Annotated in this window: 29 protein-coding genes and 1 pseudogene; 9 read left to right on the top strand and 21 right to left on the bottom strand. The window is 38.5% G+C overall.

What is annotated here, in order from left to right; genetic code table 11:
* Nucleotides 1-7 precede the first annotated feature (7 nt).
* The gene (locus tag BQ5321_RS12905; RefSeq protein ID WP_071394871.1) at nucleotides 8-541 is read right to left on the bottom strand and encodes a hypothetical protein; all 534 of its coding nucleotides are present in this window, start codon (nucleotides 539-541) and stop codon (nucleotides 8-10) included.
* Nucleotides 542-806: 265 nt separating this feature from the next.
* Here BQ5321_RS12905 and BQ5321_RS12900 point away from each other — a divergent pair, with 265 nt between their 5' ends.
* The 3 genes from BQ5321_RS12900 to BQ5321_RS12890 all read left to right on the top strand — a co-directional run bounded on the left by BQ5321_RS12900 (nucleotide 807) and on the right by BQ5321_RS12890 (nucleotide 2,666).
* Nucleotides 807-1,571 (top strand): MerR family transcriptional regulator, encoded by a 765-nt coding sequence (locus BQ5321_RS12900; protein WP_071394870.1) that lies wholly within the window; start codon nucleotides 807-809, stop codon nucleotides 1,569-1,571.
* Nucleotides 1,572-1,574: 3 nt separating this feature from the next.
* A complete protein-coding gene (locus BQ5321_RS12895; protein ID WP_071394869.1) occupies nucleotides 1,575-2,210 on the top strand; it encodes a hypothetical protein in 636 nt (211 codons plus the stop codon).
* A gap of 174 nt (nucleotides 2,211-2,384) precedes the next feature.
* The gene (locus tag BQ5321_RS12890; protein ID WP_071394868.1) at nucleotides 2,385-2,666 is read left to right on the top strand and encodes a YciI family protein; all 282 of its coding nucleotides are present in this window, start codon (nucleotides 2,385-2,387) and stop codon (nucleotides 2,664-2,666) included.
* Between the two features lie 205 nt (nucleotides 2,667-2,871).
* Here BQ5321_RS12890 and BQ5321_RS24045 read toward each other — a convergent pair whose 3' ends face one another.
* From BQ5321_RS24045 to BQ5321_RS12840, 11 genes are all read right to left on the bottom strand, one after another.
* Nucleotides 2,872-2,976, bottom strand: a complete 105-nt coding sequence (locus BQ5321_RS24045) for an LPXTG cell wall anchor domain-containing protein (RefSeq protein ID WP_139187796.1) — start codon at nucleotides 2,974-2,976, stop codon at nucleotides 2,872-2,874.
* 113 nt (nucleotides 2,977-3,089) lie between these two features.
* On the bottom strand, nucleotides 3,090-3,389 hold the full coding sequence (locus BQ5321_RS12885; protein ID WP_071394867.1) for a hypothetical protein: 300 nt from the start codon (nucleotides 3,387-3,389) through the stop codon (nucleotides 3,090-3,092).
* A 61-nt stretch (nucleotides 3,390-3,450) separates the two neighbouring features.
* On the bottom strand, nucleotides 3,451-3,591 hold the full coding sequence (locus BQ5321_RS24690; RefSeq protein WP_234978402.1) for a YczI family protein: 141 nt from the start codon (nucleotides 3,589-3,591) through the stop codon (nucleotides 3,451-3,453).
* A 345-nt stretch (nucleotides 3,592-3,936) separates the two neighbouring features.
* Nucleotides 3,937-4,218, bottom strand: coding sequence for a hypothetical protein (locus tag BQ5321_RS12875; protein ID WP_071394865.1), 282 nt, complete (start codon nucleotides 4,216-4,218; stop codon nucleotides 3,937-3,939).
* 354 nt (nucleotides 4,219-4,572) lie between these two features.
* A complete protein-coding gene (locus BQ5321_RS12870) occupies nucleotides 4,573-6,825 on the bottom strand; it encodes an oxidoreductase (RefSeq protein ID WP_071394864.1) in 2,253 nt (750 codons plus the stop codon).
* A 220-nt stretch (nucleotides 6,826-7,045) separates the two neighbouring features.
* On the bottom strand, nucleotides 7,046-7,177 hold the full coding sequence (locus BQ5321_RS12865) for a YvrJ family protein (protein WP_071396901.1): 132 nt from the start codon (nucleotides 7,175-7,177) through the stop codon (nucleotides 7,046-7,048).
* 105 nt (nucleotides 7,178-7,282) lie between these two features.
* The gene (locus tag BQ5321_RS12860) at nucleotides 7,283-7,501 is read right to left on the bottom strand and encodes a DUF2922 domain-containing protein (RefSeq protein ID WP_071394863.1); all 219 of its coding nucleotides are present in this window, start codon (nucleotides 7,499-7,501) and stop codon (nucleotides 7,283-7,285) included.
* Between the two features lie 35 nt (nucleotides 7,502-7,536).
* Entirely contained in the window at nucleotides 7,537-7,755 is a 219-nt protein-coding gene (locus BQ5321_RS12855; RefSeq protein WP_071394862.1) for a DUF1659 domain-containing protein, read from the bottom strand.
* A gap of 220 nt (nucleotides 7,756-7,975) precedes the next feature.
* Nucleotides 7,976-8,551 (bottom strand): ATP-dependent Clp endopeptidase proteolytic subunit ClpP, encoded by a 576-nt coding sequence (gene clpP, locus BQ5321_RS12850; RefSeq protein ID WP_071394861.1) that lies wholly within the window; start codon nucleotides 8,549-8,551, stop codon nucleotides 7,976-7,978.
* 50 nt (nucleotides 8,552-8,601) lie between these two features.
* The gene (locus BQ5321_RS12845) at nucleotides 8,602-9,321 is read right to left on the bottom strand and encodes a sigma-70 family RNA polymerase sigma factor (protein WP_071394860.1); all 720 of its coding nucleotides are present in this window, start codon (nucleotides 9,319-9,321) and stop codon (nucleotides 8,602-8,604) included.
* Between the two features lie 176 nt (nucleotides 9,322-9,497).
* Nucleotides 9,498-10,361: an alpha/beta fold hydrolase gene (locus BQ5321_RS12840; RefSeq protein WP_071394859.1), complete on the bottom strand. Its 864-nt coding sequence runs from the start codon at nucleotides 10,359-10,361 to the stop codon at nucleotides 9,498-9,500.
* Nucleotides 10,362-10,506: 145 nt separating this feature from the next.
* Between BQ5321_RS12840 and BQ5321_RS12835 the strand changes: the two genes are divergently transcribed.
* The 3 genes from BQ5321_RS12835 (at nucleotide 10,507) to BQ5321_RS12825 (ending at nucleotide 12,867) form a co-directional block, all read left to right on the top strand.
* Nucleotides 10,507-11,094, top strand: coding sequence for a TetR/AcrR family transcriptional regulator (locus tag BQ5321_RS12835; RefSeq protein WP_071394858.1), 588 nt, complete (start codon nucleotides 10,507-10,509; stop codon nucleotides 11,092-11,094).
* 252 nt (nucleotides 11,095-11,346) lie between these two features.
* A complete protein-coding gene (locus BQ5321_RS12830; protein ID WP_071394857.1) occupies nucleotides 11,347-11,655 on the top strand; it encodes a PadR family transcriptional regulator in 309 nt (102 codons plus the stop codon).
* Between the two features lie 18 nt (nucleotides 11,656-11,673).
* Nucleotides 11,674-12,867, top strand: coding sequence for a chromate transporter (locus BQ5321_RS12825; protein WP_071394856.1), 1,194 nt, complete (start codon nucleotides 11,674-11,676; stop codon nucleotides 12,865-12,867).
* Between the two features lie 439 nt (nucleotides 12,868-13,306).
* Here BQ5321_RS12825 and BQ5321_RS12820 read toward each other — a convergent pair whose 3' ends face one another.
* Entirely contained in the window at nucleotides 13,307-14,365 is a 1,059-nt protein-coding gene (locus tag BQ5321_RS12820) for an alpha/beta hydrolase family protein (RefSeq protein ID WP_200798712.1), read from the bottom strand.
* 363 nt (nucleotides 14,366-14,728) lie between these two features.
* On the opposite strand from BQ5321_RS12820, the gene arr reads away from it, so the two are divergent.
* Nucleotides 14,729-15,145, top strand: a complete 417-nt coding sequence (gene arr / locus BQ5321_RS12815) for an NAD(+)--rifampin ADP-ribosyltransferase (RefSeq protein ID WP_071394855.1) — start codon at nucleotides 14,729-14,731, stop codon at nucleotides 15,143-15,145.
* A 225-nt stretch (nucleotides 15,146-15,370) separates the two neighbouring features.
* On the opposite strand, the gene BQ5321_RS24685 is transcribed toward arr, so the two are convergent.
* The 4 genes from BQ5321_RS24685 to BQ5321_RS24450 all read right to left on the bottom strand — a co-directional run bounded on the left by BQ5321_RS24685 (nucleotide 15,371) and on the right by BQ5321_RS24450 (nucleotide 17,068).
* Nucleotides 15,371-15,463, bottom strand: a complete 93-nt coding sequence (locus tag BQ5321_RS24685) for a hypothetical protein (RefSeq protein ID WP_234978464.1) — start codon at nucleotides 15,461-15,463, stop codon at nucleotides 15,371-15,373.
* A 79-nt stretch (nucleotides 15,464-15,542) separates the two neighbouring features.
* Nucleotides 15,543-16,121, bottom strand: coding sequence for a peptide deformylase (gene def, locus BQ5321_RS12810; protein WP_071394854.1), 579 nt, complete (start codon nucleotides 16,119-16,121; stop codon nucleotides 15,543-15,545).
* Entirely contained in the window at nucleotides 16,114-16,305 is a 192-nt protein-coding gene (locus BQ5321_RS12805; protein ID WP_071394853.1) for a helix-turn-helix transcriptional regulator, read from the bottom strand. The genes def and BQ5321_RS12805 overlap by 8 nt, the downstream gene beginning before the upstream one ends.
* A gap of 625 nt (nucleotides 16,306-16,930) precedes the next feature.
* Nucleotides 16,931-17,068 carry a hypothetical protein gene (locus tag BQ5321_RS24450; protein WP_187143718.1) on the bottom strand — a complete coding sequence of 46 codons (138 nt, stop codon included), beginning with the start codon at nucleotides 17,066-17,068 and terminating at the stop codon, nucleotides 16,931-16,933.
* A gap of 66 nt (nucleotides 17,069-17,134) precedes the next feature.
* Here BQ5321_RS24450 and tnpB point away from each other — a divergent pair, with 66 nt between their 5' ends.
* A complete protein-coding gene (gene tnpB, locus BQ5321_RS12800) occupies nucleotides 17,135-18,307 on the top strand; it encodes an IS200/IS605 family element RNA-guided endonuclease TnpB (protein WP_071394852.1) in 1,173 nt (390 codons plus the stop codon).
* A gap of 79 nt (nucleotides 18,308-18,386) precedes the next feature.
* Here tnpB and BQ5321_RS12795 read toward each other — a convergent pair.
* The 4 genes and pseudogenes from BQ5321_RS12795 to BQ5321_RS12775 form a co-directional block, all read right to left on the bottom strand.
* Nucleotides 18,387-19,499 (bottom strand): annotated as a pseudogene (locus BQ5321_RS12795) (transposase); the annotation flags it as partial.
* A gap of 423 nt (nucleotides 19,500-19,922) precedes the next feature.
* The gene (locus BQ5321_RS12785) at nucleotides 19,923-20,756 is read right to left on the bottom strand and encodes a TPM domain-containing protein (protein ID WP_071394850.1); all 834 of its coding nucleotides are present in this window, start codon (nucleotides 20,754-20,756) and stop codon (nucleotides 19,923-19,925) included.
* Nucleotides 20,750-21,814, bottom strand: a complete 1,065-nt coding sequence (locus BQ5321_RS12780; protein ID WP_071394849.1) for a TFIIB-type zinc ribbon-containing protein — start codon at nucleotides 21,812-21,814, stop codon at nucleotides 20,750-20,752. The genes BQ5321_RS12785 and BQ5321_RS12780 overlap by 7 nt, the downstream gene beginning before the upstream one ends.
* Before the next feature lie 207 nt (nucleotides 21,815-22,021).
* Nucleotides 22,022-23,305, bottom strand: coding sequence for an SPFH domain-containing protein (locus tag BQ5321_RS12775; protein ID WP_071394848.1), 1,284 nt, complete (start codon nucleotides 23,303-23,305; stop codon nucleotides 22,022-22,024).
* 409 nt (nucleotides 23,306-23,714) lie between these two features.
* Here BQ5321_RS12775 and BQ5321_RS12770 point away from each other — a divergent pair, with 409 nt between their 5' ends.
* Nucleotides 23,715-25,136: a DHA2 family efflux MFS transporter permease subunit gene (locus tag BQ5321_RS12770; protein ID WP_071396899.1), complete on the top strand. Its 1,422-nt coding sequence runs from the start codon at nucleotides 23,715-23,717 to the stop codon at nucleotides 25,134-25,136.
* Nucleotides 25,137-25,254: the final 118 nt, after the last annotated feature.

Here is a 25,254-nt window from a genome sequence, read left to right as displayed (position 1 = left end):
AAAGGACTTAGCTTTTACTACCTTTCGTTATTTCTAACACTTCTATGCCAGTCCAAATTTCAGTCAAAGTTCTTTGCCCCTTTGTCAGAAGAAACACGATCCCATCTATACATAAATAGATTATGTAAATAATAATTGGTACAAATAAGTACTTGTAGTCGATTTCATTTGCTAAATGATAAGCAATTAGGAAAATAAATAGACCTGCTATTCCGTTTCTTATAAACCACCATGTAAACAATCTAAATTTATTGGTATTTTCGACTATTAAACCGGTAAATTTGTAACCCCGTGTGAAGGTTAATTTGAAATGAGCCCCTAGTGACCTGAAGATAAACACTAAAGCACCCAGCAGCAGCATGCCATTCATGATTCCAGTTAAGATTGGATTCCATGTATCTTCGTAACTGGCAACGAAAGGCAAGAATAGTAAAGCGATTACGGCAACAACGAGAAATGGTAGGATTGAAAGAACGATACACATAGCTATTGAAATAAATAAATCAATTACATAACCAAGTATCCGTTTTCTTATCTTCACTTGTTCACCTCCAATGGCGTCAGGTACGATCCAAATTCTGTAAGTATAAAGGTAAGGGTAACGCTATACTTACTATGTCCTTTCTCCGCTTTATTCTACATGAAAACCTGAAAGCTGTCCTCAAGATGGCGCCCGATTGTTGAAGATTACTTTTTTTATCGCTATTCCTTACTCTGCTTAAAAAGCAGGAACTATTTTAATTAATTATCTCTTGAAAGTGACGTAGCGTCATTTGGTAAAATGCAATTGTAGGAGGTTTTATTGCATGATATCTATTAAGGAAGTAACCAAACAAACTGGTTTAACGGTAAGAACCTTAAGGCATTATGATCATATCGGTCTACTATTACCCGCAGGCAAAACAGACGGCGGTCACCGTTTATATGGGGAAAAGGAGCTGAAGAAGCTTCAGGAAATCCAGTTTTTAAAATCCTTAGGCTTTTCTTTAAAAGAAATAGCAGAGATGCTTGCAAACGAGAAGCATGATTGGTTTAGCGGACTTCAAAGTCAATTGAATTACATTATCAGGGAGAAAGAAAAACTGGAACAAATGGAAAAGATGGTAACCGGGTTAATGAATCAATTTACTCTTGAGGGAAAAGTGGATATGCAACAAATACAGCAGCTTATCCACTTTTCCCAACAAAACAAGTTCATGCGGGAGGAATTTTTACAGCAGCAATTCAAGGAGGATAAAAAGAAGCTTTTCGATCTCCTCCCCAATGTAAACAGCAGCGATCCTGACACATTGGAATGGGTTGCTTTACTGGCCCAAATTAAGAAGCACATGGCAAAAGGAATCGAATCCGTTGAAGTGCAGCGTATCATACGCAGATTACTAGAAAAGGATCAGGAGTTATTTGCTGGAAATGAAGAACTGTCCAATGCCTTTTGGGAAGTACGGAAGTCCCAGGAAAAATCTGAAATGACCGGATTGTATCCGATTGAACAAGAGGTACTTGAATTTGTCGAAGCAGCAACAGACTATTTTTTCAAAAAAGAGGCTGAACGTATGGGAGGCGAGAGCTAAAACATGGAATTATTAATTGAATACCAATGGGGTATTTTCATTGCGGCAGAAATCTTATCCGTATTGTCCCTCATTCTATTTGGATTTTTTCGTTATTTTTTAGTTAATAAAAGGGTGAGCGTCCTTTTTGTCTTCACTTTCCTTGCGTTTATCGTATTGGAAGCAGTCTTAGCGCTCATGATTTATCAGCATACAGGGGAATTCTCCACGTTTCAAATTGTCATCACCATCTTTGTCATCTATGCGTGTACGTTTGGGATATTTGATTTTCTTCGCCTTGATCGCTGGATGCGGAGAAAAATTGGGGAATGGCGCGGTGTAGAGCTTTTAAATGAAAAAGACTATCAGACGATGGCGAGAGAAAAAGATTCTAAGTGTAAAGCGAAGAAATATCGCGTTAGTGCAATGATTCACTTGGTTATTTTCCTTATAGCACAAGTCATCTTTTGGTCCATGGGAACAGAAAGCCTTCAGGAAATGCTCATGTATATCAAGGATTTTTCCTGGGTTGATGTTGGTAACGTAGAGCAATCGCCATATCCAAATGAAACGATATATTCTATTGGTAGGATCTGGTGTCTCGTTTTCATCGTGGACTTTATCTATTCGTGGTCATATACCATCTTTCCGTCTAAATAGTTAGCTAAAGATAATGGCTGACGTTAATGATCAAAGTTACCACTATAAAACAACGTTTCTATTCAAAATATGTATTACTAATTGCGAAGCAGACTTATATTCCTATATAATGAGAATAATATTCATAATATTCTCATTATTTAAAAAGAATATTTTCAGAGAGGGAGATTATAGATGCTATTGTACTTAGTAAAATATACTTTAAAAGGGAATGATAAGGGAGCACATTTAAAGGCTACTCATTTAGATTATCTTAAAGGTTTATATGATGAAGGAACTTTACTGACGGCAGGATTGTTTAAAGGTAAGGTTGGCGGATATCTTTTGTTTAGAACAGAGTCTTATGAAGAAACGCAGCGTTTAGTTGAGAATGACCCTTATATCGTTAATGGGGTGAGAGACTTTGAAATTGAATCTTGGGACGTCCCGCCGTTTCCTCTTAAAGCTATGGAGTAATGAAGCTAGGATAGATAAGAAGTAGGGATTTCCTACTTCTTTTATTCTCCGTTTTTCAACGTAAATACTAGGTTAGGATAAGGTTTCCTTTTCATATAGACTCAACTATTAAACAGCCAATTACATAATTAAGCATGATTCAATTAAACGCTCCTGATTGATTAATGAGCAAAAATTCTAAAGGTTCGCACCCGTTATAGAAATACTACTTATTTTTTTTACGTCGCACCAATGAAAATATCGCCCATCCAATGATCATCAAGACCCCTATAAATAGTAATTGTGCAGCTGCATCACTCAAACTGAACATTCATTCAACCCCCTAAAATGATTTCTAATGTAAGAGCTTATAAGTTTTTAAGAACATAAGAACACACCTTTTCATAGTTCCGTTATGTACAATTTCTTTTCAATGTATTATTGTCAGCTCAGTAGTAAGCCTAGAATAATGGGTAAAGTCAGCATAAAAATTGAACAACACAGTATACTAATTGTTGCTGCTCTAGATAGTTTTTCGCGTCCTTTTCCTTTATACCAACCTGAAAATTGGAGTTTATTCCTATACAATACAAAGAGTGCCACATAAATTCCTAGTGCTGCCACCCACTGATACCTCTCTGCCACTTCATTAATTGTATAAATATTCCCTATGACTAACCAAGCAAGGCTACCTAGTATCATAAATATTATAATAATACGTAATAGCTCTAAAATGACTCTCATGGTCTCCCCCTAACCAGCTCAGGATCATCCTATCATTAGCTGTTGTTAGAATATCGCGCCTTTATCTTAATAAGAATCCTTCAATCGCTACGTACAATGAAAATAGAAAAACGCCGATTAGAAACCATCCGATTACTTTTCGTTCATTTCGAAACTCTTCTATCCCTATAACCAACATGGTTAGACCTAAGAAAAGAATCATAAAATCCCCTAACTTATAACTTTTCGTAATTAGCCCATAAGATGCAAGTATAAGGGTTATGACTGATAACACATAACGAAGTATTTTCAACAAGCATGTCACTCCCTCTCTATTCGAACAAATTCGTCGCATTCTTTCACTCTAGTTAATTTTAGCATAGTTCTAATATTGGGCTGCCTACTAATCTCGTCTTAAAATGAAAATAAGCGCTTACCTACTACAGGATTGCGCTCGATGCCTTTAATGGAGCAAATGATGTCTATTCTACATTTAGGGTCTTTTTTATAGGCTCTGTTAAAGCACAGTGTTAATTATATAGCAGGATGATTTTCTTTCATGCAACTTTTACTTAAAATAAGCTCGATAGGCTGTGAGAAAAGCTTCTGGTGAAGCTTTCACGATATACGGATATACGCCTTGTACCGTGTGTAAATAGAGAATACCACCTTGCTTGGCAATTTCTCGATAAGAAAAATCCATCACATCCTTAATCGGAAACTCTCTATTCTGTGTAACTACCTTATCATTGTATAAGTAAATGATTCGGTCATACTCCACTTCAAGTTGTTCAATACTTGTTACTGTTCGTTCTGTTTTTATATAAGGGTGTTGTGCGATCAAACTCATTGACTCCTCCTTAAACAAAGGTTTCTTATTATGTTATCATAAACAGATTATTTAGTTGGCGATACACTAACAAGCATTAAAGCAAACATCGGATTAAAAATAATGGTTACAGCCACAGTAATTCCTCCTCATCTCACCTGATATTTTATCATAAATATCCAACTGTCTTTTGGGAACATCTGCAATATTCTGTGAGTTTACGCTTGAATTGATACGTTCCTTTCTGTCTAATCGCTTTAATGGTTCTTGCCGATATAATAAGAAAACCCGAGGTATGGCCCTCGGGTTCCCATTTGGTTCATTTACTTGATCTATCAGATATAATAACTTCAAAAGGAGTTCAGTTTCCCTTTCCTACACAGCTCGGCCGGCATCGTTTCCGGCACGGATAGCCAAAGCGATGTTATACGGCTCATTACAGTCGCCAATTGCGTAAGTCTCTTTTACTGAAATACCTTTAAGTAAGGACTTGTTTGGTAATAGGTCGGCAGCATTGATGATTGAATCTGCAGCGATGATGGTCTCAAACCCGGCATCCGTTGCAATCGTAATCTCGCCTTTACCGATTTTCTTAATGGTGGATCCTGGATAGGCTTTTACACCCAATGAATAGAGCGCTGTCGTCATAAAGCGTTTGGCGTGCTGGGACTGTTGCTTGTCCAGGTCCTCATTCGAGTTCGGCGTTACAATTGTGACCTTCTTCTTGTGCACGGTCAACCACAGAGCTGCGTCGAAGGCCTGGGCGTTTGATCCGTATACGACGACGTTTTCTCCGGTCTCTTTACCCATGAATTTTTCATAGTTGAGAATCGGCACACCGCTGCCGCTTGCCTCCACCTTGCCTGGCAAAGCACCGACTGCCAGGATAACAGCATCGGGAGCTTCACTGGCAATAAGCGAAACGTCGACTTCTTTTTTCAAAACGACGGTCACCCCATTAAGCTCCTGCTGCTTGGTTAGGTAAGCTGTTAGGTCGTCCAGGTTTTCGTGAGGTCCTTTTACCAAACTAGCAACGGTGAGCTGACCACCAAGCGCACTACTTTTTTCATAGAGTGTAACCTTGTGACCACGAGCACCTGCGATGCGAGCGGCCTCCATACCAGCTGGACCGCCACCAATGACCATAACCTTCTTCGGTTTTGGAGCTAGTTCAAGCTCATACGTTTTCGGACCTTTGTCGGTCATGACGCGTTGCGTTAGGGCGTTAACGCGGCAATAACCCAACTCACGGTTCATCTCGTTTGAGCCAATGTGGCAGTGCAGACAACGCGTACAAGGGGCAATTTCTTCGATGCGTCCCTCTTTTAATTTGTTGACGTATTCGGTGTCAACGGTAAGCGGACGGTTCATCAAATAGAAATCGACCTTGCCATCTGCGAGCGCCTTCTCAAATAAATCCGGAGCATGGGCCGGATCCATGTACGTCACCGTGCCACAAGGAATCTTAAGCGCTTCTTTGTAGCGCCCGACAATATTAATGAGCATACCAGCACCGCTGTGATTTCCAATCAACTGGCCCTGCCAATGCCTGGAGAAATCCCATTGGGTACCATAGCCGGTTGCCCCTTCAATCCCGTTCAAGATAAAGTAAAGGTCGCTGCCGAATTGACAAGGGTGGTTGCCAAGTGGTCCTAAGCGCAGATGCATTGAATCACAGCCAGCCGCCTCGAACAGCTTGGCAAGACCGATACCTTCTTCGATGGTTGTGACTTTATTGTACGGATCGGTCACTGCGTTATCTAACGTCATCAGAGTGGCGTTGTTGGTGAGATTGTCGTTTTCCTCGATACAGTCGATTAACAGCTGAACAATAAAGCTTTTTCCGCAGGCTTTTTTGATTTGATCAATACATTCGGTCACGAAGCGTGCACGGTTTTCCAAATTGCCGGCACCGTATTCATCCGTACGGACATTATGGAAACGTGACAGGAACTGCTCACCGAGGTTAAAGCCGGCAGCATTGATTTCCAAAGCAACAAAGCCCATTTGCTTCAGCGTCTGGGCGATGGCCACACCACGGGCTTGGGCACCGGCAATATCTTCGACCGTCATTTCACCAACTGGCTTCATTGGGAACTGCGCCCACTGATAGCCAAGCTTTGCCCCGTATTTTCCACATTCCTTAACCAGCTTCTTACCGAATTCAATGGTTGCATTTGCTGTAGGACTGCCATCCATCGACGGTTCAAACTCAGGAAGACCTTCGACCCAGATCAGCTCAACTCCGCCCTTGGCGAAGCTAACATAGTACTGGAGCAGCTCATCAGTAAGCCCAGCAAGGTAGGTGGCAGACCCAGCGGCAGACTTAATCATGCGGTGATTTAGGTTGAGCGAACCAATCTTCAGTGGCGAAAATAGCGTCTTGAAGTCGGTTGTGTTTTGACGGTAATCATAATCCTGCGGATTGAGATAGGCTGCCGCGATCAGTTCACCTGCCACTGCTTTGCTTCCTGCTGTGCTACCAGAGCTACTGCTAGTCTTTGAAGATTTATCAGCGGCTTCTTCTGTCGAACATCCAACCAATCCTCCCAATGCGACAACACCAGCAGCCCCAGCAGCCCCTTTCAAAAATGTACGTCGATTTATTACCTTAGTCTCTTCACTCATGTAAGCAACTCCTCTTGAAGTATTAATGTGCTTTGTGTACCAGAGTATTCTCAAATATTTTACTATAATAACAGAAGTTACATTTTGCCAATTTAGTAGACAATTGGATATGTATAACCATTTAAATCACTTTGTTAAAAAAATGTTAAAAAGGAAGCAGAATTTTCCCGCTTCCTTACTTGTAATAGAATCCTATGAACGAGCAATAGTTCCGGAAATACTATTTTCCACTTAACCGTTCCGGCAGGCTTTGGATCGATTGTACGACGGAATCCAGTTTTGCTTCAATTCGATAAAGCATGAATAGGGTCACAGCAATCGGAAAGCCGACCTCACTTATTATAGGAATCATTGATTCCACGAAAGACACCTCGTTTCTTTGCTAGTATAAGAATAGACTGCCTCCGGAAGGAAAGCAGCCCATCAGTTTTTCAGTCATGACAAATTAGAAAGAATCTTACACGATTTCGTAGTCTGTAACATTATGCTCCACAAGACGTGCTTCCTTTACACTGACGAAGCTTTGGTTATCACCACCGAAAATATTGGCGGCAATCACCAAATCCATCACCTGCTTCACCGTCGTTTTATTGACCGGTTCCTTTGGATAATCAATGGTCAGCTTTGCCGTTTTTCCCTGACCCGTTGTAAAATGTAGCTCAAGCTTCTTTGCCATAATCGTCATCCTCTCCTAGTAAAATCATTTCATTTTTAACCCATTACTTCGTAGATAGCACTCTTTTCTACAAACGAAAGCGGATGGATGGAAAGAGAAGCCAATCCATGTCCAACCTGGTATAGCTGATCAGCCGTAGCTTCTTCTACAACCCCGTTATACGTCTTTCTCTTTAAAATCGGTTTACCATTGTCACCAATCCCGGTTTCGTAAATCAATTGCAGTTTGAATGATTTTGCTAATGTCTGTGCCATTTTTATCATCCTCTCCTTTCATCCTTGTTATATAGAGAAAGGGGCAAAAAGTGTCCTATGAATTTTTTATTTACGTTCATATACTGTATATATTCTAAATATACTTTGAGTTATTCACATACACTCTGGTCTCAAAGTAAAAAAACATCTGTTCGCTTAATGGATTTTAAGCAAATAGATGTTTTTATTAAATAACGTTATATTACCTGTACTTTTGGTTCTATTTGATTATTTCATCGATAATCCCGTATTCTTTAGCTTCTTCAGCACTCATAAAATAATCCCGTTCCGTATCATTTGCTACTTTTTCGACGGGTTGACCTGTACGTTCTGAAATAATCTCATTGATATGCTCTCGTAGTTTAAGAATTCGTTTTGCAGAGATCTCTATTTCAGTTGCTTGACCACGAACTCCACCTAGAGGTTGATGAATCATAATTTCACTATTAGGGAGGGCAAGCCGTTTCCCTTTTGCTCCAGCAAGTAATAGCATGGCACCAAAGGATGCCGCCAACCCAGTGCAAATCGTCTTTACATCCGGTTTTATATATTGCATCGTATCAAAAATCGCAAATCCTGCAGAGGTTGAACCTCCTGGACTATTAATGTAAATTGAAATGTCTTTATCAGGGTTATCTGCTTCTAAAAATAGCAGCTGTGCCACAACACGGCTGGCAACATCATCATTTATTTCTTCTCCAATCATAATGATGCGATCTTTTAACAGTCTTGAGTAGATGTCATAGGAGCGTTCCCCGTGACTCGATTGCTCAATAACATACGGAATCATATTCATTTTAGTTTGCCTCCCTTATCTTTATGACTAACTTATGAAAAATCGTCTTATTATGCAGCCGTGTAGACAGTGCTTGAATGAAAGTTCAAGTGATGTGATTTGTACCTGAAGTAAAGTGTGCTTGTGTCCTTTCTTAATGATTTTAAATAAGGAATAGAACGTATAAGGACAGTCGGGTCTTGTGCTTGGATAGAGTTGTGAAGTAATCGTTCGATTTCAACCTGTTCTTCCATATCCCAATACTGCTCTAAAAGGGGATTTGTTTCCTTTTGTTCCTGCTTCTCCATTCGTTGTTTAGCACGATAGATGGTAGCCTTTACAGCCATTTCCGTTGTATTCAATAGCTCGGCAATCTCAGATAATTGAAACTGAAATCCTTCTTTTAAAAGAAACATAATAGCCTGCTTCGGTGTTAATTTATTCATAAGCTTTTGAACAGCCTCAAATCGGTTTTCAATTTGTTTTGATTCATCAAAAGCATGTTCAGGAATAGCCTCAAGTGACTCCTTTCTTCGTTTTCGTACCGTGTCTATCCATTCATTTCGAGCAATTTTATTAAGTAATGCCATGGATATTTCAGGTTGGTGCTTATATCGAAGCCAAGCCTTCATCAAAGATTCTTGTACAAGATCCTCTCCATCCCAACTATTTTGGGATAAAAATCGGCAGTTTCGGAGAAGTTTAGGATAAATTTCATGAAGCTCTTCTTCAGAAAATTTATGTTTATTTTTCAGGACATCTTCTAGAACCTTACATTCTTTTTCATGCATAAACATCACTCCCTCAGCACGTTCTACCTTATAAACGATCAACAAGTCTAAAAAGATACGGGGTAAAGGGAAACCTTTTTCTAGTTTATTTATTCGCATCTATGCTGAATTGTTCTAATCCATTTTTCCGCTTCCCGTTCAATGTATGATATATCTATAAATAAGAATATAGATGATTATTCTTTCATCAAAAAGTTTTCTACCACATGGGTAAACTCCACTGGCTTTTCTTTTTGTGGCCAATGCTTGCACCCTTCCATCAAATAAAGCTCAGAATTTTTTATCAGCTTATAGGCCTCTTTTGCATGTTGAACAGGGACACTACTATCCTTTGACCCATGTACAATTAAGGTTGGGACGTTAATTTCAGTTAATCTGTCTGATATATTCGTGCGAAGTCCGCTACTTGTAATTTCACTTCTCTGAAATGAGGCAAAGGCTTTGCCTGCATTCGGTGCTTTTAAAAGAGTGTAAATTTCATCAACGAGCTTTTCTGTGAGATTGTCAGGGTTACCAAACAAGCTATTCAGGAGCGTCCATTTGACAAATTTTCTACTTTTGCTCGACATTTTATAGGAAAGTTCATTAAATGGGGATTTTATATACCAATAGGAAAGGAGATGGAATGGAAGTTTGCTAAAGAGACCCCATGCCCCTACTACGATTAGCTTCTCTACCCGACTTGAATGCTTAAGTGTGAACCCAAGAGAGATACCCCCACCAAGGGACAATCCAATTAGACTTACTTTCTTAAGATTTAATGCATCGATTAGCTTTTCTAAAAAATCAATATAAAAGGAAAGTGAATATTCTACATCAGGCTTGTCACTTGCTCCATAACCAGGTAAATCAGGAGCAAACATACGATGTTGTTTAGACAAAGGCTCCATTACTTCACACCATGAAATATCAGCTGAATCGACCCCTGCTCCATGTAAGAGGATGACTGGTGAACCCGTTTCTCCAGCTGTGTAGCAATTGACATTGATACCATTTAATTGAAGTGTTATTGTATTTAATTCTGACGAGTTACCTAGCATGATAATTCTCCTCTTTATAAGTTATGAAATTTTTTGTTCTATATAGTTCATAATATACAAAAATTAAGCTTCTTACAATAGGTTATGAACTTATTTCGTTGTATTGTTTCATAAATTTCATTAAACTTATCATGAGGTGAATAATGTGGATGGATTTGAAAAACGTAGAGAACAAAAGAAAAAAGATATAGTTGAAGCTGCTTTGGCCTTATTCATGAAATTTGGAATACAAAAGGTGTCCATATCAGAAATAGCAAAAAAGGCAAATGTATCTCAAGTCACCATCTATAATTACTTTGAAAGTAAAGATAATTTAGTCCGCTTTGTCTTTAAGTTTTATGTTGACCAAGAATGGAAGGAACAAAAAAAGCTCTTGCAAAGTGAACTTCCATTTAATGAAAAAATTAAAAAGATTATTTTTGAAAAAGGTGTAGCGGTAACACAGATAAATGAAGGGTTTTTTCAAGACTTTATGAAGGATTACGCAAGTGGACAAAGCTATGTAGAAGAAGTATATAGGAAAGAGGCTCTCCCACTTTTCCTTACACTTTTTGAAGAAGGAAAGCAGCAAGGTTATATTGATTCAGCCATATCAAACGAGTCCCTTTTGTACTATCTACAAATGTTTCAAGAATACTTGAGACGTGAGGACCTGGCTAAAATCATACTACCAATGACAGAGGATCTTACACGGTTATTCTTCTATGGAATTGCCGGAAAACGTGAGGGATAGAGGCCATCTCTATCCCTTTTAACGGATTTATCAATTCTAAGCTTAATATATTTCAAAAACTCCCCCTCCTTTCTTAAATCTCATTCTTTTGCCTTTGCCTTTATTCTTCCGTAAACTGAAGGTTTTTTTATGTCACTTATGTAAAGATTATGTAAATGATTAGGATTACCTTGAAAGTAGTAAGAGTACATTATATACTTCTGATATCGAAATTCGATATTGATATTCGATATCAGTAAAGGAGATGATGATTTGGAAGATAAAGTATTGCGTAAATTATTTCTTGGCTTTATTCATATACACATTTTACACCATGCTAAGGAACACCCTATTTTTGGTGCATGGATGCTCGAAGAACTCAAAGAACATGGTTATGATATCAGCTCGGGTACCCTCTACCCTATCCTCCATCATATGGAAGAGGATGGACTTTTAGTAAGAGAAAATCGAAATGTAGACGGGAAAATTAGAAAATACTATACCACGACAGAAAAAGGCAATCTGGTGCTTGATGAAGCAAGGAAAAAAGCCTATGAGCTTTTTAAAGAAATCAAAGACTAGAAGAGAAGGTGAAAATAAGTGAAACAGCAGCATAAGAAAAGTGATGTTAAGTCCCTTTTGGAAATCCTCCTTGTTTCAGCTCGGCTCGGGTTCACCTCATTTGGCGGACCCATTGCCCATCTAGGCTATTTCCATAACGAGTACATCGAAAGAAGAAAATGGATGGATGAAAAAAGTTACGCTGATTTAGTGGCGCTATGCCAGTTCTTACCTGGGCCGGCAAGTAGTCAAGTAGGAATTGGAATCGGAGTGATGCGAGCAGGAGTACTAGGTGGAATTGTCTCATTTCTTGGATTTACCTTACCCTCCGTGATGGCTTTGATTCTATTTGCCTTAATCTTGGAAGGACTTCATATTGGTGATGCGGGTTGGATTCACGGATTAAAAATGGTAGCCGTCGCTGTTGTTGCACATGCCATTTTAGGGATGGCGCAAAAACTAACCCCTGATCTAAAGCGAAAAGCACTCGCTTTGTTTGCATTAGTCGTATCGCTTTTATGGCAAACAGCCTATACTCAGATTGGTGTCATCATCATTTCGGCCATTATTGGCTATATGATTTATAAGAAACATACTGAAAAGGATGACTCAAAAATACATTTTCCTATATCTCGTCGTTTTGCATTAATATGCTTATCCTTGTTTTTTGGCTTACTTTTCCTTTTACCACTATTAAGAGAATTAACCTCTGTAAGCTGGATTGCTATGTTTGATAGCTTCTATCGTTCAGGTTCTTTAGTATTTGGTGGTGGTCATGTCGTTTTACCTTTGCTTGAACGTGAATTTGTACCGACTGGATGGTTAAGCGAAGAAGCGTTTTTAGCTGGATATGGAGCGGCACAAGCTGTACCGGGTCCTTTATTTACATTTGCCGCGTATCTAGGTGCCGTGATGGATGGTTGGCAAGGTGGCTTACTCGCAACTATTGCAATTTTCTTGCCTGCATTCCTCCTTATCTTAGGTACCTTACCTTTTTGGGATTCTTTACGTCGTAACCCAAAAATAAAAGGTGCATTAATGGGAGTAAATGCAGCCGTTGTTGGGATTTTAATTTCGGCATTTTATCAACCTATTTGGACTAGTACGATATTCACTCCGATTGATTTTGCGTTTGCCGCAATTTTATTTAGTCTGTTAGTCTATTGGAAGCTACCTCCTTGGATTATAGTGGTAACTGGAGCTATTGGTGGCTCACTTATGACCTCCATTTAAATGATTAGCTCTGTTAAAGCACAGTGTTGATTTTTTAGCAGGTTGATTTTCGTTTCAGGCACGAAGACTCCTGCAGGAGAAGCGAGACAGGCGAGACCCCACAGACACGAAGTGTCGAGGAGGCTCGGCGGTCGCCTGCGGAAAGCGAAGTGCCTGGAACGAAAATCAACAAGTTTAACAGAGCCAAACGATTAATAGACTAATACAATTTATTAGTCTTTTCTTATGGCCTTAATGAGGCCTATTGATACAGAAAACGATGTGAGTTTTTATAATTTACAATCACTTCATTAAATCTCATGTAAAAATGGACTTGGTCGGATGATATTTGATCACGTAGATCAGGATCATATACTCCAAAATGAGTAATCGGGTAGGTTTTATAACTGCAATTTGTATTTCTATCATCAAACAAAATCTGTTCAAAATCTCTAATATGCTAATTAATGTGGTTATCATAAAATTTCACAATGCTTTTCATAAGGTCTTCGTCAAGATCAAATAATATTTTCTTATCTAGGTTATCACTCAGATATGATTCCTTTATTTCACTAGTAAATTCTTTATCTAGAGAGTTAATATATTCATCGAATTTTCTATTAAACTCAGCCTTATATTCACGTGACCTATCAGAGTAATAAATATAATCATGTCCTCTATCTTCATATTTCATAAAACAAAATCGTGGATTACTCTTATAATGGTCATAAAAAACATCAAAGCCATTTTCTTGTGAAATCATCTCATCATCTGTACTGTGTATGATCATGACTCCTGCCTCTGAATTTTCAAATCCCTTTATACAGTTATATGTGGCATACTTACCAAGCTTCATTCTTTCATAGAATGAAATGTACGGCAAAAGAAAATGAATTCCATCACCAGCTATTTTTTTACCTTCTTCCTCTATAATATCCATAGACTTATTAAAACCGGCAACCATAACAACCGCTTTCACATCAGGGTGAAGATTTAATCCACTGCCAACAGCATATCCACCCCAGCTATGTCCAAACAGCATGATAGGTAAACCCTCAAAGTCAGATGCTTGTTTCACGTATTGAAGAGCAAAATCTAAATCGATTAAACCTTGCGGAATGCCTTTTACAGAACGACCCTCGCTTTCATCATTTCCTGTTGCATCATAAGCAAACACCATATATCCATTTGAAGCGAAGTAGTCTGCTACATCCATATAGGAGTTATGCCCTCCGCCGCCAAGGCCATGCGAGATAACCACAACACCCTTACTATTCTCAAGATTTCTGAAATATTTATAACCAACAAGGACCTGCCCTTGATTTGACGTAAATGTATGTCTCTGATAATTTAAACCATAAAATTCATCAATGCTTCGAGCCATTGGTGCATATGTTTCATAGCGATCACCAAAATTATCTTCATATATCATCGCTGAAAGAACGAAGGGCATTATCAACAATAGGAAAACGATGACGGTAATAAAAGTAATAATGAATTTTCGCTTCCTAATATGCATTTATTCTGCCCCCCTAATTTTATCTTAAATGCAAATTTCGATTAACTGCGTGATACAAGAATCCTCGACTTTTTAAAACATAAATATTCACTTTAAGTGAATATATTCACAAACTTTATAAAGCACAATTCATGATGCTGAATTGCGCCGGATTCCTTTTCAATATTTCTTTTTATATACAAAACCTCTAGTATCCAAAGATATGGATTGCTAATATAAACCCAAATAATTGGTAATGGTCATTCAATCTTATTCTTTATACCTATATTATACCATTATTTCCTAGATTATTTATAGACTACTCTTTCTAGAATTACATAATATACTATTATATATATAATTTGAAAATGTGGGGGTATCAGTATGAATGACAAAAAGGATGTTTTAGATCATGGTCCTTTTTTTCATGGGACGAAAGCAGAACTGAAAAATGGGGATTTATTAGAGCCACAATACTTATCAAATTATCAAGATAAAAAATCTAACTATATCTATTTTACTGCAACATTGAATGCGGCTAAATGGGGTGCTGAATTAGCAAGGTCTAATTCGAAAGAAAGAATTTATATTGTAGAACCACTAGGTGATTTTGAAAATGATCCAAACGTAACGGACAAAAAATTCCCTGGTAACCCAACACGTTCTTATCGATCAAAATCCCCGCTGAAAATAGTAGCCGAATTAGGTTCATGGGAAAGACATTCCGACGAAGAAATCAATAATATGCTTACAGCTTTAAAAAAGTTAAGTGAAGAAGGAAAAAATGTAATATATGATTAATGTCAACAATGGTAAAAGATTAACCATTTCAATGTTTAGAAACTAATGGTCAATAAAATGGAAAACAAGCGCCAAATCAAAAATGGCGCTTGTTTCATGATACAAATTTATCGATATACAATTTGAGAAGGATGCTTCTTATTTGTTATTATTTTTTTTCAGGCTGCGGCGGATATTGATTTTCAAAGCGGACCAGTATATTCCTTAGTGGCTCATCCAGATAGGTCAGAGCTTGATTGCGAATATCTGCTGGTATGCCATATAGGCTTCCGCAATTCCTCCAGTTATGGCAGCCAGAGTATCACTGTCACCTCCAATTGAGATGGCATTTCGGATAGCATCCTCAAAGCTCTTGGATTCTAGAAAAGCTAAATATCACCAATAATTGCTCCTAGGTTCACTTCAGACTTTCAATCTCAACATTGTCAGGCAACTTGTAGGGGTTTTCTGTATTAATCCTGTCATAAAACATGATTCCATTTAAATGATCGATTTCATGTTGGATAACGATGGATCCATAGCCTTTGAATTTGTAAATTACTTCTTTCCCAGTGATATCAAATGCTTTTACCTTAATTCTCTCGTATCTCGGAACAAAGCCATTTACTTCCCTCTCCACCGAAAGACAGCCTTCTCCTTGAGGCAAATAGATCATATTAAGAGAGTGGCTAATAATCTTGGGATTAATCATCATCACTTCATTCTTTTTCTCTCGTTCCTCAAATAGTGCTGCAAACATGCGTTTATCCAGTCCAATTTGATTTGCCGATAATCCTGATCCGGGGCGGAGCTTATATTTTTTTGATATATTGGGGTCTTGGCTGTTTTTCAAATATTGAAGCATACATAGCAATGCATCTTTATCTTCATGAGAAACAGGAATTTTTACCTCTTCGGTCTTCTTTCTTAGTATGGCGGACCCTTCCTGTACAATATCCTTCATCGTAATAATGTATTCTGGATTGAACTTATTCATAAATAAACACCTCATCGACTTTCCTATTTAACACTTTTGCAATCTTAAAAGCTAATTCAAGTGTAGGGTCATACTTATCATTTTCTACACCATTAATGGTTTGCCTAACCACTCCACATTCCTTTGCTAGAGCTTCCTGCGTAATCCCCAATTTCTTCCGTAGTACCTTAATAATATTTTTCAAATTAATCACCTTATTTGTCCAATACTTTAGACATATATCATATAATACTACCCAAAGAATGTCTAATGTTTTAGACATTTATATCTTGTCTTATAATGAACTGAAGCGCTTGGTTTTTGCTGAAGGATATCTCCCAATTACTAAATACTAGGAGTTTTTTTTGTAATCTAACTTCATTCAGTAGAAGTCCTCCACTTCTATAAGTGGGGGATGAAGGCAAATGGTCCTTCGATTCAGTTGGGTACAAACCCCGGCTGAATGAAGTTAAGCCTCCGGCGAGTCTTGCGATTTTTTAAGGTAGTTTACCCGAGCGAGCTCGATAAAAAATCCGGACGCAAATTCGACGAGCGAATTTGATCGTACGTTAAACTTATAAATTCACAAAAAAAAGAGTGCTAACCCTTCATGGATTAACACTCGTTTTTTGTGAAAAATCAACTTTTGTAGATAGGGGTCCCACCAACAAAAAGTACAAAACATACGCTAAGCAAATTTCAACATGAAAAAAGCCGATTTTTCCTAGGCTAAGGAATCACCGGCTTTATTTTATCTGATTTACGACAGAAGACTCCCACCTCAAGGAACGCAGTGAGTAGGTGGGAGATGAATGTCGTTAGGCGTCAGCCTAAGCTTGCTTTTTGAGATATTCCTCAATTAGTTTTTCAAGAATCTTACTTGCATCAGTACCTTCTTTAACAGCTTGCATTTTAAGTTGTTGAATAATATTTTCGTCTAAAGAGGTAGTGAACTTTTTTCTAGCCATTGGTATCATTCTCCTTGTTATATTACGTATCCACGTATATAATAACAGATAAGGAGGTGATAATCAATGTTAGTAAATAAAGCATATAAATTCAGAATCTACCCAAGCAAGATACAGACTGAACTCATTAATAAGACGATTGGTTCGGCAAGATTTGTATTCAACTTCTTTTTAGGTAAACAAAAAGAAAAAGATGCTTACTGGTATATTGTTGAAGAAATGGTTCAAAACGGTCAACTTCTAAATAATACTTGGAAAGGTGGGTGCTTGAATAAGTACCAAACGGTAAAGGAACTTCCTGACTTAAAGAAGCAATATGCCTTTCTAAAAGAAGTAGATAGTATCGCTTTGCAGAAATCGGTTGAGAATCTAGCAGATTCTTTCGATAGATATTATAAAAAGCAAAATAAGTACCCACGATTCAAGTCGAGGAAAAATCCTATTCAGTCTTACACTACCAAGTATACAAATGGAAATATCGCTGTCATAGATAACTATATCAAACTACCTAAACTTGGATTGGTTCGCTTTGCAAAAAGTCGTGAAGTCGAAGGAAAAATTTTTAATGCAACGATTAGACGGAGCCCATCGGGTAAATATTTTGTTTCTATTGGAACAGAAGTTGAAATTGTAGAATTTCCAAGTACCAATTCTGCAGTTGGAATCGATGTAGGTTTGAAAGATTTTGCTATTCTTTCAGATGGAACCATCTATGAAAATCCAAAGTTCTTCCGTTCGTTAGAAGAAAAGTTAGCCAAAGCGCAAAGAATTATGAGTAGACGAACCATAGGTGGTGCGAACTGGTATAAAGCAAAAATAAAGGTTGCGCGTATTCACGAAAAGATAACGAATGCCAGAACCGATTACTTACAAAAAATCTCCGCCGAAATTGTCAAAAACCACGACATCATCGGGATGGAAGATTTGTCAGTGGCTAACATGTTAAAGAATCATAATCTTGCAAAAGCCATTAGCGAAGTATCATGGTCAGAATTTAAAATCATGATTGAATACAAAGCGAAATGGTACGGAAAGCAAATTGTCACGGTTGCAAAAAACTTTCCGTCCAGTCAACTTTGTTCTTGTTGTGGCTACCAAAACAAAGACGTTAAAAATCTGGCTTTGCGTGAATGGACATGTATTTGTGGCACCCATCACCAAAGGGATATTAACGCAAGTTTAAATCTTAAAAATGAAGCGATAAGGCTTCTAACCGTCGGTGCGACGGGGCTCGCCTAACCAATAACTAGCTGATAGGCTGGTGTTCTTAGGAATCCCCCACTTCAAATTTTCGTAAGAAAATTAAGTGGTGGGTAGTTCAATGTACAAGAGGTCGGAGTGAATCTAAGCTTGCTACTTTCTTCACGTCAAAAGTGTATTCCCCTAGAAAATTAATGTGTTCCCATCCTAATGGGGAAATATGTTTTAGTAAGTCCTCCCGTAAAGCTCCTTTTTCTTTCATTAATTTTGTTGCTTCGGTAAGATATACTGTATTCCATACACTAATGGCGTTAATTATAATGTTTAATGCGCTTGCGCGTTGGAGCTGCTCCTGCAATCCTCTTTCTCGTAACTCGCCTCGTTTTCCAAAGAATAATGCTCTTGCCAAGCCGTTCATGGCTTCTCCTTTATTTAATCCTCTTTGTATTTTTCTTCTTAATGATTCATCCGATATGTAATTCAAAATAAAGATCGTTTTTTCTATTCGCCCCATCTCACTTAAGGCCGTAGCCAAGCTGTTTTGTCTTGAATAGGAACCTAGTTTTCCCATAATAAGGGATGCTGAAACTGTTCCTTCCCTTATAGAATGAGCTAATCGCAAAACATCCTCATAATTATCTTTAATGGCCTTTGTATTTATTTGTCCACGTAAAATGGCTTCTAGTTTTGGATACTCACTTGCCTTATTTATTGTAAATAATTTTGAGTCCGATAAATCTCTTATTCTTGGCGCAAATTTAAATCCTAATAAATGAGTCAGTCCGAATATTTGGTCTGTGTAACCAGCCGTGTCTGTATAATGCTCTTCTATATTTAGATCCGTCTCATGGTGCAACAATCCATCCAAAACATGAATCGCATCCCTTGAATTTGTATGAATAATCTTTGTGTAATAAAAAGAAAATTGATCACTAGTAAAACGGTAGATGGTGGCTCCTTTTCCGGTCCCGTAATGCGGGTTTGCATCTGCATGCAACGATGAAACACCAACTTGTACTCGCATTCCATCAGATGAAGATGTTGTACCATCTCCCCAATAAGAGGCTAGAGCAAGCTTGTGCTGAAAATTTACTAAAGTGGCCTGTGCTCGACTTATAGCATCATCATACAAGCGCCATTGTGCAGCATTAGCCATCTGGTGATAAGTAATCCCAGGTGTGGCATCTGCCATTTTAGTCAATCCGATATTGGTTCCCATTGCCATGAGTGCTTCATCCAGCACCCCTTCAAATTATTATAAAGACATCAATAAATGCATCCGATAAAGATGCGGATGAAAAGATTCGTATTATAGAAGAGACAATTAATGAATTCTTAAATTCCGAAGAAACCCAAAGTAAGATTGATGGAGAACCATATGAAATTATCATTAGAGGTAAAGACAAAAAAAGAATCAATTAGGATGCTTATAACTTTGTGAGTGATAAAAAAGCCGATATTCCTTAGCGTAGGAAATCTCGGCTTTTCTTATATCGAAATTTGCTTAGCGTATGTTTTCCGCGTTTTGTTGGTAGGACCCCAAATAGACCTTGTCAGTCTTCATAATTGAATGGTCATGTTTACCTTTGGAACAATAGTTGTCCCCACATACCTCTTGTCTTGAATCGTCAGGATCCTCGCAATAGGAAGTAAGCTAGAACTTTCTCCCTCCGCCTCCGATACCACCACCGCCAGAACCGCCTGTAAAGGAGCTTCCGCCACTATTGTTATTTCTTTGGATTTTTTGCTGTGTCACAATCGTATTATAATGACGGTCACTTTTTCTTGTCAAAATAAAGGAATCATTCTCTAAATAGGTTCTTGCGTTAACAGTCGAACGACCCCGATTGCCCATTGCCATCATAGTAACTGCGATTCCACCGATTGCAAACGAAATAAGCAAGTAGATTCCTAGCTCTTTTACCGTACTAGATTCATTTGTTGTAACCTCATTATCTGTATAGGAATAACCTGACTCTCCTGAAGGGGAAACATCATCCTCGCCTGGATACCCTGCTTCCATCATTTTTCCAACTTCATTGAGGAATATATGAACACTTTCACTATAGTTTTCTTCCCCTAAAGAGGGATAAACAAGATCAAGTAGTTCTTCAATTCTATCTGCAGGAATATAATCCGTTCCGCGATCTCTTGTAAAAATATAAACCTCTCGTTCAGCCATATTTAATAAATAAAGTACACCATCTAATGTTCCTTGATAGCCAAATCCATGTTCCTGATAAAAGTCCAATGCATATTGGCTTGAGGTTTTCCCTTGATTATCACTGATTGTTACGACAATAATATCCAAATCGGTTTGTTCGCTTAAAGCCAGCGCCTGATTATTCAATTCTTCCCGTTGTTCCTCTGTGAATAAATCGGCTTCATCAAATACCTTTTCATAGGCAGCTTGTACATTTGCACCAGTACTATTTAGAAGAAACAATAACATTAGAAAAAGAAAGCAGGACCGTATATTTTTCACCATAAAAATTGTCCTCCAATCGCCAAACAGACAAATACAGCAGCAGAAATAGCTCCAAACCACGAACTGGCCCTGCCTCGACTAATTGGTAGCTTACCAGCAACCTTTCCTGTCTGCCCATTCATTGCAAACATATAAGTCTTTCCTTTAAATTGGTACGTAAACATCCAAACTGGCAATAATACATATCTCGCCTTGACATTCTTTAATTTAAGGTCAGTGTTTTTGACGCTAACAGTACTATAGCCTTGGATAGTGTCTCTTAATAATGTATTCATATGATTTCGGATGATTCCCGACACCCGGCCATAGACATCATTTTGGTCCATATCGTATTTTTCTGCTAAATAACCAGATAAATAGGACATCGAAAAATCAGTAAGATCCTTATAATGATAGGGTTCAAGAACACTCATCAACTCGTCATCCATTTTTTTTGACCCATCTGCCGGTAGGTCTCTAAATATAGCTTTGCCTTCACGGTGAACATGATAGTATTTTGTTTCGGTATAACGGGTATCCCCGCTTGTATAGGTGCGAACTCGCGTCGCATCCCCGCTAATTTCGCCCATAGAATGGGAATCAAATAACCAAAACGGCACATATATTCCTGAAAGCTTTTCAAGCTCCGAGGTGGTGGTAAATTGTTTCGATAGAAGCGGTTTTTTCTTACACCAGCTTTTAAAGATTTCTGTTGCCTGCTCGCGATTAAATTGAAACGGGATGACCTTTTCAGGACGATATTCTCCTTCCAGCCTTCGTGGAATAATGGTTGGATTATGACAATAATAACAAAAGGTGGCAGCTGTTGTATCATCTGTGACAATTTCAGCTCCGCAGCTCTCGCAGGTATATCCTTGCGCTTTATCCAGATATTCTTCCTCTAGCTCCTGTAAAGCAGCCGAAGCGGTTTCCGCTTCTCCTTGCTCATTGTTGATAAAATTACGTACCTCTTGCTCGCTGAATTCACTCAAGCAATAATCACATGTCCAGTTTTGGGAATCTGCCTTAAAGGCAAGCGGCCCCCCACAATTGATACATTTGTACACGATAACTCCCATGCCAAATCACCTCTTTCTCATATCAAATTCGCCCGTCGAATTTGCGTCCGGATTACCTGAGCTCGCTTGGGTAAACTACCTTTAAAAAATCGCAAGACTAGCCAGACGCTTAACTTTATTCAGCCGGGGTTTGAACCCCTATTGAATCGAAGTACCATTTGCCTTCATCCCCTACTTATAAAAGTGGAGGACTATGGCTGAATGAAGTTAAAATTTGGTTCCACATTCTGGACAGAATTTCATCCTAGTGTCCTTCTGAGGAGTAAACCCGCACTCACTGCAGGATAGGACTTCAGGCTTTTTATTGCCGCAGTTTGAACAAAACTTCCCGTTGTTTACATGACCACATGCACATGTCCATGTATCTTGCTGTGGTTTTGGTGACCCGCATTCCGAACAGAACTTTCCTTCATTTTGCTGACCACAAGGACATTGCCATGACTGTGGTGATGTCTGTTGTTCAGGTGACTGCTTCTTTCTGGCTTCTTGCTCCTGTATTTGCATGCGATTGGTAACGGATGTATCTTTTGTAAAGCCGCCAGCCCCCTGCATGCCCATGCCCATACCAATAAAGCCGTTCAGCGCACCGCCTTCATTGGACCCCGCTGCTTCAAGTCCGCGTGCAATTGAACCTTGAACATAGCCTTCTCTGACAGATGGGTCCTGGAGCATCGCCCCTTGGTTACGCATATTGATTAGTTTTTGAGATTGATCATCATATGTAATACTGTTTATTCCAACCGATTCGACCTGCATTCCGCGAAGTCGAGTCCACTCCTCATCCAATACAGTCGCCATGTACTTTGCTAATTCCATTCCTCTTGAAGTAACAAACGAGATACGGATTCCATCACTTGACATCTGGTTAATGGCCGTTTGCAGGGCATTCATAAATTCGGCTAAATACTGGGCATTGATTTCAGTGATATCCACAACATCTTTATTTCGAGGAATCGCTTCTTCAAAAAACTTCAGTGGATCGATAATTTTGATTGAATACGTTCCATGTGTACGTAAAAACAATTCCGCATTATAAAAGTTATCCCAGTAATTAATCGGATTCCTGGTCCCAAATTTTATCCCTTTAATTTCTTGAAGGTTAATAAAATACGCCCTTTGTGAGGATGATGGAACGCCGCCAAACTTAAACCGATTAAACGTCTCCATGACTGCTTCATCTAGCTGTCCATTAAATAAAGAAGGCATAGATGAATTAACGACCTGGTAATAACCCTCTTCTGCGGTGTAATCAATAATTTTCCCGCTGTCAACTAAGAGCATGAATTGATTCGGTTGTACATGAATGATGGATCCATTTGATATCGTCGTATCGGTTCCTTTTACATTCTGATTTCTTTTATCCTTTGCCCTCACTTTCACACCAACGGACATCACTGTCGTATCGCTCATATCCTTCGCAGCAATCACTTCCAACCATTGATCGGCAAGTCCTCCTCTTACAGCATTCACTGCTGCTTTAATAATTCCCATCTATAAATCCTCCTTATCTATCACTTTTCCTGTTTAATCTAAGTATAACATGTGGCTTTCGATAGAATGCTTTTGATTTAGCTGCTTAGGACGAGTTGGGTTGATTGTAATAAGTTATTATTGGGACGAGACATGATATTTTTGTTGTGTATTTAGCACATAATGCTAATTGACTTGATTGTTTGAATTATCAGATTGTATTGCATGGAGTTTTCGCAAAGCATAGCCGTCTCGACATCTCCTCATTTCAATATTTTTTCTCTTCTTGGTAAGGCAAAAATATTGAAAATATATTTCACCAACAAGTATTATAATAAAGTCGCTTTTAGCTGTTCGGAAGTTAGGATAGACTGAAATTCTAATGTTAAATATATTTATTTTGGAGGTAATAATGAATATCGATACTCAAATGAATAACACAAAGGGTGAGGAAATGGGGCAATATAAAATCGTACCCATTCTGGTTTCTTTCTTAATTGCAGGTTTTGTGGGTTTATTCAGTGAAACAGCTTTGAATATGGCATTAGGTACTTTAATTGTTGATTTTGGCATCCATGAGACGACTGTTCAATGGCTAACAACCGGATACCTGTTAACATTAGGGATTCTCGTCCCAGTATCTGGATTAATTTTGCAGTGGTTTTCAACAAGACAATTGTTCATTGTTTCACTGACATTAACCATATTTGGGACATTTATCGCCGCAATGGCCCCTTCATTTGCTGTTCTTATGGTGGCACGAGTGATTCAAGCAATGGGTACAGCCTTAATGTTACCTCTAATGTTTAATACAATCCTACTAATCGTTCCACCTTATAAGCGCGGAAAGATCATGGGGCTAATGGGTCTAGTCATCTCCTTTTCTCCAGCTGTAGGACCAACACTGTCTGGACTTATTTTAAAAAATCTTACTTGGCATTGGATTTTTTGGTTCTCTCTTCCAGTATTAGTTATGGCGCTTGTTTTTGGGATTATTTATATGCAAAATGTATCCACACCAACAAAGCCAAAAATTGATATTTTATCAATCATTTTATCAACCGTTGGTTTTGGTGGCGTAGTTTATGGTTTTAGTATTGCAGCAGAAGGATGGGGAGATCCAACCGTCATTTCTACTATTATTATTGGTATGATTGGTTTAGTTTTGTTCTGTATTCGTCAGACAAGAATGGAGCAGCCTATGTTAAAGCTTCAGGCATTTAAGTATCCTATGTTTGTAGTCGGGCTTTTGTTAGTACTTATTTGTATGATGGTCATATTATCTTCTATGATTATATTGCCGCTCTATTTGCAAACATCGCTTGCCTTAGGTACATTCGCAGCTGGACTGCTCCTATTACCAGGAGGAATTATCAATGGAGTGCTTTCTCCTGTGATGGGGGGCTTATTCGATAAATATGGCCCGAAATGGTTAGTCATCCCAGGCCTTGTCATCGTAATTGGTTCATTATTCGGCTTCTCAACGATTGATTTAGAAACCTCCTCTGCCTTTTTAATTGCGATGCATATCTTCATGATGTTAGGAGTTTCCATGATTATGATGCCTGCTCAAACCAACGGCTTGAACCAATTACCACGAGAACTATATCCTGATGGAACAGCCATTATGAATACCTTGCAGCAGGTGGCTGGTGCCATTGGAACGGCAGTGGCGATTTCCATCTTATCTTCTGGAACTGAGAAGTATTTAAAAAATGTAACAGATGCAGAGAACCCACTGAATCCATTACTCGCCTTTACATCGGGAATACATGACGCTTTTATCTTTGCTATTATTGTTGCCATTGTTGGCTTGATTGTCGGCCTATTTATTAAAAGAGTTCAGGTATAGGAATAGGACATGGGACAGAGAGTCGCCTCTTTGTTAACTACCAAGAGAGCCTGTTCTCGTTATTTTCATATTTGGGAGGTGCCTAGCACCTCCCAATTTGTGTCTTTAGACGTGGGAG

The sequence above is a fragment of the Bacillus tuaregi genome, assembly GCF_900104575.1.
GTDB classification, from domain to species: domain Bacteria; phylum Bacillota; class Bacilli; order Bacillales; family Cytobacillaceae; genus Bacillus_BD; species Bacillus_BD tuaregi.
This window is presented reverse-complemented; position numbering and strand designations above follow the sequence as displayed.

What these genes read in the sequence shown, in the direction of transcription:
- BQ5321_RS12890 (WP_071394868.1), top strand. Translation starts at nt 2,385, where the DNA reads ATGCTATTGTACTTAGTAAAATATACTTTAAAAGGGAATGATAAGGGA.
- BQ5321_RS12865 (WP_071396901.1), bottom strand. Translation starts at nt 7,177, where the DNA reads ATGATTCCTATAATAAGTGAGGTCGGCTTTCCGATTGCTGTGACCCTA.
- clpP (WP_071394861.1), bottom strand. Translation starts at nt 8,551, where the DNA reads ATGAATATGATTCCGTATGTTATTGAGCAATCGAGTCACGGGGAACGC.
- BQ5321_RS12845 (WP_071394860.1), bottom strand. Translation starts at nt 9,321, where the DNA reads ATGCATGAAAAAGAATGTAAGGTTCTAGAAGATGTCCTGAAAAATAAA.
- BQ5321_RS12775 (WP_071394848.1), bottom strand. Translation starts at nt 23,305, where the DNA reads ATGGGAATTATTAAAGCAGCAGTGAATGCTGTAAGAGGAGGACTTGCC.
- BQ5321_RS24690 (WP_234978402.1), bottom strand. Translation starts at nt 3,591, where the DNA reads ATGATTCTTTTCTTAGGTCTAACCATGTTGGTTATAGGGATAGAAGAG.
- BQ5321_RS12860 (WP_071394863.1), bottom strand. Translation starts at nt 7,501, where the DNA reads ATGGCAAAGAAGCTTGAGCTACATTTTACAACGGGTCAGGGAAAAACG.
- BQ5321_RS12785 (WP_071394850.1), bottom strand. Translation starts at nt 20,756, where the DNA reads ATGGTGAAAAATATACGGTCCTGCTTTCTTTTTCTAATGTTATTGTTT.
- BQ5321_RS12820 (WP_200798712.1), bottom strand. Translation starts at nt 14,365, where the DNA reads ATGCATATTAGGAAGCGAAAATTCATTATTACTTTTATTACCGTCATC.
- BQ5321_RS12895 (WP_071394869.1), top strand. Translation starts at nt 1,575, where the DNA reads ATGGAATTATTAATTGAATACCAATGGGGTATTTTCATTGCGGCAGAA.
- BQ5321_RS24045 (WP_139187796.1), bottom strand. Translation starts at nt 2,976, where the DNA reads ATGTTCAGTTTGAGTGATGCAGCTGCACAATTACTATTTATAGGGGTC.
- BQ5321_RS12770 (WP_071396899.1), top strand. Translation starts at nt 23,715, where the DNA reads ATGAATAACACAAAGGGTGAGGAAATGGGGCAATATAAAATCGTACCC.
- def (WP_071394854.1), bottom strand. Translation starts at nt 16,121, where the DNA reads ATGAATAAGTTCAATCCAGAATACATTATTACGATGAAGGATATTGTA.
- BQ5321_RS12885 (WP_071394867.1), bottom strand. Translation starts at nt 3,389, where the DNA reads ATGAGAGTCATTTTAGAGCTATTACGTATTATTATAATATTTATGATA.
- BQ5321_RS12840 (WP_071394859.1), bottom strand. Translation starts at nt 10,361, where the DNA reads ATGCTAGGTAACTCGTCAGAATTAAATACAATAACACTTCAATTAAAT.
- BQ5321_RS12780 (WP_071394849.1), bottom strand. Translation starts at nt 21,814, where the DNA reads ATGGGAGTTATCGTGTACAAATGTATCAATTGTGGGGGGCCGCTTGCC.
- arr (WP_071394855.1), top strand. Translation starts at nt 14,729, where the DNA reads ATGAATGACAAAAAGGATGTTTTAGATCATGGTCCTTTTTTTCATGGG.
- BQ5321_RS24450 (WP_187143718.1), bottom strand. Translation starts at nt 17,068, where the DNA reads ATGGCTAGAAAAAAGTTCACTACCTCTTTAGACGAAAATATTATTCAA.
- BQ5321_RS12875 (WP_071394865.1), bottom strand. Translation starts at nt 4,218, where the DNA reads ATGAGTTTGATCGCACAACACCCTTATATAAAAACAGAACGAACAGTA.
- tnpB (WP_071394852.1), top strand. Translation starts at nt 17,135, where the DNA reads ATGTTAGTAAATAAAGCATATAAATTCAGAATCTACCCAAGCAAGATA.
- BQ5321_RS12855 (WP_071394862.1), bottom strand. Translation starts at nt 7,755, where the DNA reads ATGGCACAGACATTAGCAAAATCATTCAAACTGCAATTGATTTACGAA.
- BQ5321_RS12900 (WP_071394870.1), top strand. Translation starts at nt 807, where the DNA reads ATGATATCTATTAAGGAAGTAACCAAACAAACTGGTTTAACGGTAAGA.
- BQ5321_RS12870 (WP_071394864.1), bottom strand. Translation starts at nt 6,825, where the DNA reads ATGAGTGAAGAGACTAAGGTAATAAATCGACGTACATTTTTGAAAGGG.